The organism is Nonomuraea sp. NPDC003201, from assembly GCF_053590415.1.
Genome location: NZ_JBSFTC010000484.1, coordinates 1 through 5,925, shown reverse-complemented (window position 1 = coordinate 5,925; position 5,925 = coordinate 1). Strand labels below are relative to the sequence as shown.

Genomic DNA, 5,925 nt, shown 5'->3' with positions numbered 1-5,925 from the left:
CCATGCTGAGCAAGGCCCTCGCCGCAGCCACCGACCCCACCAAGAACGCGCATCTCAACCGGAAGTTCATCGAGGAGTTTAAGCGGCAGGGGCGCGGCCAGGTTCGCGTCGTTCTCCACCGTGACCGCGCACCTGAAACGAGCGCGCAGGCGGCCGGCGAGGTCGATCTCCGGCCAGCCCGGCACACTCGGGGCGAACAGCACCCGGCCGGTGGCCACCTCGACGATTCCCGGGGTCGCCGCGGTGACCGCCGCGATCTGCTCGGCGGCCAGGCCGGCCGCCGCCAGAGCCGCGCCCGTCGCCTCGTCGACCGCCTCGAGCAGGTGCCGCGCGCCGCGACGGCCGACCGGCCGGCGGATCAGCGCGAGGCGCTCACCGGCCAGGTCGGCGATCCCCGCCGCCACGGTGTGCGGGCCGACGTCCAGGGCGAGCACGGGCGCCGCCCGGCCGTTCAGCGCGAACCGCGTGGCCGGTCTGCCCACCGTGGCCTGCTGTGGCGCGACCTGCCGCAGCCAGCCGGCGGCCAGCAGGTCCTCCACGGCCTGGGCGACCGTCGGGCGGGTGAGCTCGGTCAGCCGGGCGAGTTCGGCCACCCGTACGGGCTCCGGCGCGCGCCGCCGGACCGCGTCGAGCACCGCGGCCCGGTTCATCCTCCGCAGGACCGGTGTGCCCGCCGGCCGCTCCTCCGTCATTCGACGCCCCTCTTGACCTTCTGTCGTCTCCGGCTGACTATATTTCGCAGAGACCTTACGAAAAGTCTTTACATAATAGGTTCGCCCTCCCGGAGGTGGCCGCCCCCCATGACACCGCAGATCTCCGCCGCCCCGTTACCGCGCCGACGGCGACCGCTCCTGGCAGCGCTCGCCGTCCTGCTCACGATGCTCGCCACCCCGTTCGCCGTCCAACCCGCGGCGGCGGCCGACACCCCAGCGCAGTCGGCGTCCGCCCGGCTCGACGGTCCGGCGGCGCAGGCCCTGGAACGGCTGATCGGGACCTCGCGCGCCAGGCAGGTCACGCTGCGCGCGATCGACAAGGGCACCGGCCGGGACCGGTTCGAGGTGTACGCCGAGAACGGCCGCCTCGTCGTCGCCGGCACGACGCCCGCGGTGCAGCTGACCGGCTTCGGCCACTACCTGCGCCAGGTGGCGCACGCCGACGTCTCGATCAACGGCTCCCAGGTGGACCTGCCCCAGCGCCTCCCGCTGCCCGCGGCTCCCATCGCCAAGGACTCCTCGGTGGACCATCGCTTCGCCCTCAACGACACCAACCAGGGCTATGCGGGCGCGTATCTGAGCTGGCCGGAGTGGCAGCGGCGGATCGACGTCCTCGCGCTGCACGGCATCAACGAGGTGCTCGTCTACGAGGGCCAGGAGGCGGTCTACCAGCGCACGTTCATGGAGTTCGGCTACTCCGACCAGCAGATGCGCGAGTGGATCCCGCAGCCGGGCCACCAGTCCTGGTGGCTGCTGCAGAACATGTGCTGCACCGACAGCCCGATCTCCCAGCAACTCATCGACCGGCGCATCGACCTCGGCCGCAAGATGGCCGACCGCCTGCGTTCCCTGGGCATGGTCCCCGTGCTGCCCGGCTATTTCGGCACCGTGCCCACCGACTTCAAGGTCCGCAACCCGGGCGCCAACACCGTCCCGCAGGGCACCTGGAACCAGCTCGAACGCCCCCACTGGCTCGACCCGACCGATCCGGTCTTCACGCGCGTCGCCGCCACGTTCTACCGGGTGCAGACCGAGCTGTTCGGGCCCAGCACGATGTACAAGATGGACCTGCTGCACGAAGGCGGCACGGCCGGCACGGTGAACGTCGCGCAGGCGTCGCAGGCGGTGCAGCGGGCACTGAACGACGCCCACCCCGACGCGCTCTGGACGATCCTGGGCTGGCAGAGCAACCCGCTCCCGGCGACGCTCCAGGCCATCGACCGGACCAAGATGTTCATCGTCGACGGCATCAGCGAGGAATCCGGCATCACCGACCGGGACAAGGACTTCCTCGGCACCGGGTACGCGTTCGGCACCATCTGGAACTTCGGCGGCCACTTCAACCTCGGCGCCCGCCTGACGCTGTGGAACCAGAAGTTCCACGCCTGGCGCGGCAAGTCCGGCACGGCGATGAACGGCATCGCGCTGATGCCGGAGGCCATCGACAACAACCCGGCCGCGGTCGCGTTCTTCACCGACCTGCCGTGGCAGGACGGCCCGGTCGACATGCGGCAGTGGTTCGACGACTACGCCACCGCCCGGTACGGCGGCGACGACCCGCACGCCAAGGCGGCCTGGCGGATCCTCCTCGACACCGTCTACAGCTGGCCCGCCGGCGCCGACAGCCGGCACGTCACCGGCCTGTACGACGACGAGCCCGGCCTGGCCAACACCGGCTACCCGCTGCAGTACGACATCGCCGCCTTCGACAAGGCGCTCGACGAGCTGCTCCAGGTCGACCGGCGCCTGCGGGGCTCCGGCGCCTACCGCTACGACCTCGTCGACGTCGCCCGGCAGGTGCTGGCCAACCACAGCCGGCTGCAACTGCCCAAGATCCGCGCCGCCTACCGCGCCAAGGACCTCGACCGGTTCGAGCGCCTCACCGGCCAGTGGACGGACCGGATGCGGCTGATGGACCGGCTGCTCGGCACCGACGAGAACTTCCTGCTCGGCACGTGGCAGAAGGAGGCCCGCCGGCAGGCCGCCACCCCGGCCGAGGCCGCGACCCTCGACTACAACCTCAAGTCGCTGGTCACGCTCTGGGCCTCCGGCGCCCGCCTGCAGGACTACGCCCGCAGGGAGATGAACGGTCTCGTCGGGCAGTACTACGCCAAGCGGTGGCAGCTGTTCTTCGACAGCCTGAAGACCGCGCTGCGCTCGGGCAAGGACTATCCCGAGCCGATCGACTGGATGGCCGTCGCCCAGGACTGGGCCAAGGCCGGCACCAAGCTCGCCTCCGAGCCGCGCGGCGACGCCTACACCGAGGCCGGCAGGGTGGCCGCGCTGCCCGACGGCGCGGTGACCGTCGGGGCCGACCGCAAGGGCGTCAAGCCGGGCGGGACCGTACAGGTCACCGCCGTGTTCACCAACGACAACACGCTGCGGCCCACCGACCGGGTGACGCTCCAGCTCGGCGCCCCGCGCGGATACCAGGTGCGGGCGACCTCGCCGACCCGCGCGGACCACGTCGCACCGCGCGACAAGCTCACCGTGACGTGGACGGTGACCGTTCCCGCCGGCGAGGCCCCAGGCGGCACCCCGGCGCTGGACGTCACCGCCTCCTGGCGCTCCGACGACGCCGAACAGCGGGACACGGCCTCGACCCGCCTGCTGGTCGCCGGAGCCGCGCCCGCGTCGTACCGGACGATGAGCAACACGCAGGCCGAGTTCGCTCCCACCGGCGACGGGATCGCGATCGCGGCGGGCGGCGCGGACCTGTGGCGGGAGACCAACGAGCTGGCCACCGCCTACCGCGCGGACGCCCTGGCCGACGGGCAGCAGCTCGTCAGCACGGTGCTGCGCCAGGACGGCGCGTCGGACTGGACCCGGTCCGGGCTGGTGGTGAGCGACGACCTGGCCACCCCCGGGGCCACCGGCTACGCGAACATCGCCGTCACTCCCGGCCACGGCTGCGTGTTCAGCTGGGATTCCGACGGCAACGGGCAGCTCGACTCGTACGCGGAGGTGGGCGGGTTCGCGCCGCCCGTACACGTGCGCGTCGGCAGGTCCGGCGACCGGCTCACCGGGTCGTGCAGCAGCGACGGCAGGAACTGGGCGGTGATCGGGGCGGCCCGCGTGCCGGGCGCCGCCGCCGCGCTCGACGCCGGGCTGTTCACCAGCGCGGCCAACCGGGACACCGGTCAGCAGGCGATCGCCGTGCTGACCGATCCCGCGCCGGCGCCGTCGACCGCGCGCGACGGCGCGCAGGACACCCTGCAGAGCCTCCGCAAACCGGTCACGGCGCTGAGCTGGGAGCCGAACCGGGGCCCCGAGCACGCGAACGACGGGAGCCGGGCCAACTCGCCGTACTTCGCCAGCCAGATGACCTGGGACACGACCTGGTGGCAGGTCGATCTCGGGACGGTCGACGACATCTCGCGCGTCAACGTGCGCAACTACGTCGGGGGCGGGCGCTACTACGAGTACCGGCTGGAGGGCAGCCTCGACGGCGTCACCTGGTACACCCTCGGCGGACGCCGCGGCCCCCGGGCCGCGACCGACGCCGGTGACACGATGACCACCGAGGCGAAGGCCCGGTACGTACGGGTGATCGGCACGCACAACACCGCCAACCTGTCGTTCCACCTCACCGAGGTCAGCGTGTACGGGACGCCGGCGCAATGATATTGACAGGGGTCATGATCCGGAGAGAATAAAGTTCGGTCGCGTTGCTTGAAGTTCACGTGCTCCTGGAGGGACCTTCGTGAGAGTTAAGCAGGGGATTGTCGCGGCGACGATGATCGCCGCCATGCTCGCCGTCGGCTCGACGCCGGCTCATGCCATTCCGCCACCTCCACCGGGGGGCGACAACCTCACGGTCCTCAGTTACTACGCCGGGGACACGCTCGTCGGACAGCGCTGGTTCGGGTGCAGTCAGTCGGGCCAGTGGGGGTCACTGGAGGGCCAGCTGAAAGTCACCTGGACACCCTGCTGAACACCTGCTGAACACCTGCTGAACACGGGGCGGCCTGGCCGGCGTACGGCCAGGCCGCTCCCACGTCCGGTTGACGGCTCATCGGCCGCGGCGGGCGCCGAACGCCAGGTACAGCAGGCCCGCGACGACCGCCCAGGCCACGGTGGCCACCGCCAGGACGAGCGGCGCGGGCAGCCAGGTCGCCAGCGCCCACACGCACGCGGCGAAGGCGATCATGCCCGTCGCACCCAGCACCGCGCCGCGGGCGTCCTGGGCGGCCGGGTCGCGCCGATGCTCCTCCTCCTCGATGAGGGTCAGCGTGGCCGCCAGGATGGCGGGGAAGGCCAGGAACACTCCCCCTGCCACAGGTCCCCAGCGCAGCCCGACCAGGCCGGCGGCCACGGAGGCGATCGCCCCGAAGGCGAAGCGCACCACCATCCCGCGCACCGGCGTGTCCCGCAGCTTGGCCGGCTGCAGGCGGATCGCGTTCATGCGATCAGTGCCCAGCCCGCGCCGGCGACGGCCGCCCACACCACGAGCGCCGTCAGCGAGCCCGCCAAGGCGCCCAGGCGGCGTACGAGCGGCACGGCCGCCGCGCAGTAGGCCACCAGCGCGACCGATCCGGCGATCATGCCGAGCGCGGACTCGTCGAGCTGATGTTCGCCCTCGTGCAGCACGGTGATGGTCATCCCGGCCAGGGCCACGGCGGGGGCGGCGGCGAAGATGCCGGCGAACCGCTTGGGCGTCAGCATCTCGCCGATCACCGCGAAGACCATCACGAGCAGGCCGCCGAGCAGCCCGCGTCCCACGATCCACCACACCTCGCTCATCAGCGGCCCCTCTCGCCGTTCCGCTGCCCGCCGGCCGATCCGGTAACCCCCGATGAGGTAAAGGCCGTCTCACTGGTTCAGGCGGGCGGCGCATTCGAGGAGCAGCGCGTGGACGAAGGCCTGCGGGAGGTTGCCGCGCATCTGCCGCTGCGTCACGTCGTACTCTTCGGACAGCAGGCCCGCCGGGCCGCAGGCGGCGCGGTTGCGCTCGAACCAGCGCAGCGCGGTCGGCACGTCGCCCTGCTGGTGGGCGGCGCCGCGGATCGCGGGCAGCAGCAGCGCGCCGTCGATGCGGGGGTCGTCGGGCGCCCGCTGCCAGCGCCCGGAGGGGTGCGTGGCGTGGGCGGCGGTGTCGGCGACGATCGTGTCGGCCGGCGCGTTCTCCCCGACGGCGCGCAGCCCGGCCGCGCAGTTCAGGCGGCTGTGCGTCCAGGCGCGGTCGTCCAGCTCCCAGATGCCCGCGTCCGGG

The 5,925-nt window shown here is 72.3% G+C and carries 6 protein-coding genes; 2 read left to right on the top strand and 4 right to left on the bottom strand.

Annotated elements, in window-relative coordinates:
* The coding region (locus ACWDX9_RS58575; protein ID WP_449972133.1) for an ROK family protein at positions 1-692 on the bottom strand (692 nt) is incomplete at its 3' end.
* Positions 693-800: 108 nt separating this feature from the next.
* Between ACWDX9_RS58575 and ACWDX9_RS58570 the strand changes: the two genes are divergently transcribed.
* Both ACWDX9_RS58570 and ACWDX9_RS58565 read left to right on the top strand, forming a co-directional pair.
* Positions 801-4,337: an alpha-N-acetylglucosaminidase TIM-barrel domain-containing protein gene (locus ACWDX9_RS58570; protein WP_449972130.1), complete on the top strand. Its 3,537-nt coding sequence runs from the start codon at positions 801-803 to the stop codon at positions 4,335-4,337.
* A 79-nt stretch (positions 4,338-4,416) separates the two neighbouring features.
* Positions 4,417-4,647, top strand: a complete 231-nt coding sequence (locus ACWDX9_RS58565) for a hypothetical protein (protein ID WP_350735747.1) — start codon at positions 4,417-4,419, stop codon at positions 4,645-4,647.
* Positions 4,648-4,725: 78 nt separating this feature from the next.
* On the opposite strand, the gene ACWDX9_RS58560 is transcribed toward ACWDX9_RS58565, so the two are convergent.
* The 3 genes from ACWDX9_RS58560 to ACWDX9_RS58550 all read right to left on the bottom strand — a co-directional run.
* Positions 4,726-5,118: a DUF3147 family protein gene (locus tag ACWDX9_RS58560; protein WP_449972127.1), complete on the bottom strand. Its 393-nt coding sequence runs from the start codon at positions 5,116-5,118 to the stop codon at positions 4,726-4,728.
* On the bottom strand, positions 5,115-5,456 hold the full coding sequence (locus tag ACWDX9_RS58555) for a DUF3147 family protein (RefSeq protein ID WP_449972124.1): 342 nt from the start codon (positions 5,454-5,456) through the stop codon (positions 5,115-5,117). The genes ACWDX9_RS58560 and ACWDX9_RS58555 overlap by 4 nt, the downstream gene beginning before the upstream one ends.
* 69 nt (positions 5,457-5,525) lie before the next feature.
* The coding region (locus ACWDX9_RS58550; protein WP_449972121.1) for a glycoside hydrolase family 15 protein at positions 5,526-5,925 on the bottom strand (400 nt) is incomplete at its 5' end.

Coding starts and splice junctions, on each gene's coding strand:
- ACWDX9_RS58570 (WP_449972130.1), top strand. CDS start 801: ATGACACCGCAGATCTCCGCCGCCCCGTTACCGCGCCGACGGCGACCG.
- ACWDX9_RS58560 (WP_449972127.1), bottom strand. CDS start 5,118: ATGAACGCGATCCGCCTGCAGCCGGCCAAGCTGCGGGACACGCCGGTG.
- ACWDX9_RS58555 (WP_449972124.1), bottom strand. CDS start 5,456: ATGAGCGAGGTGTGGTGGATCGTGGGACGCGGGCTGCTCGGCGGCCTG.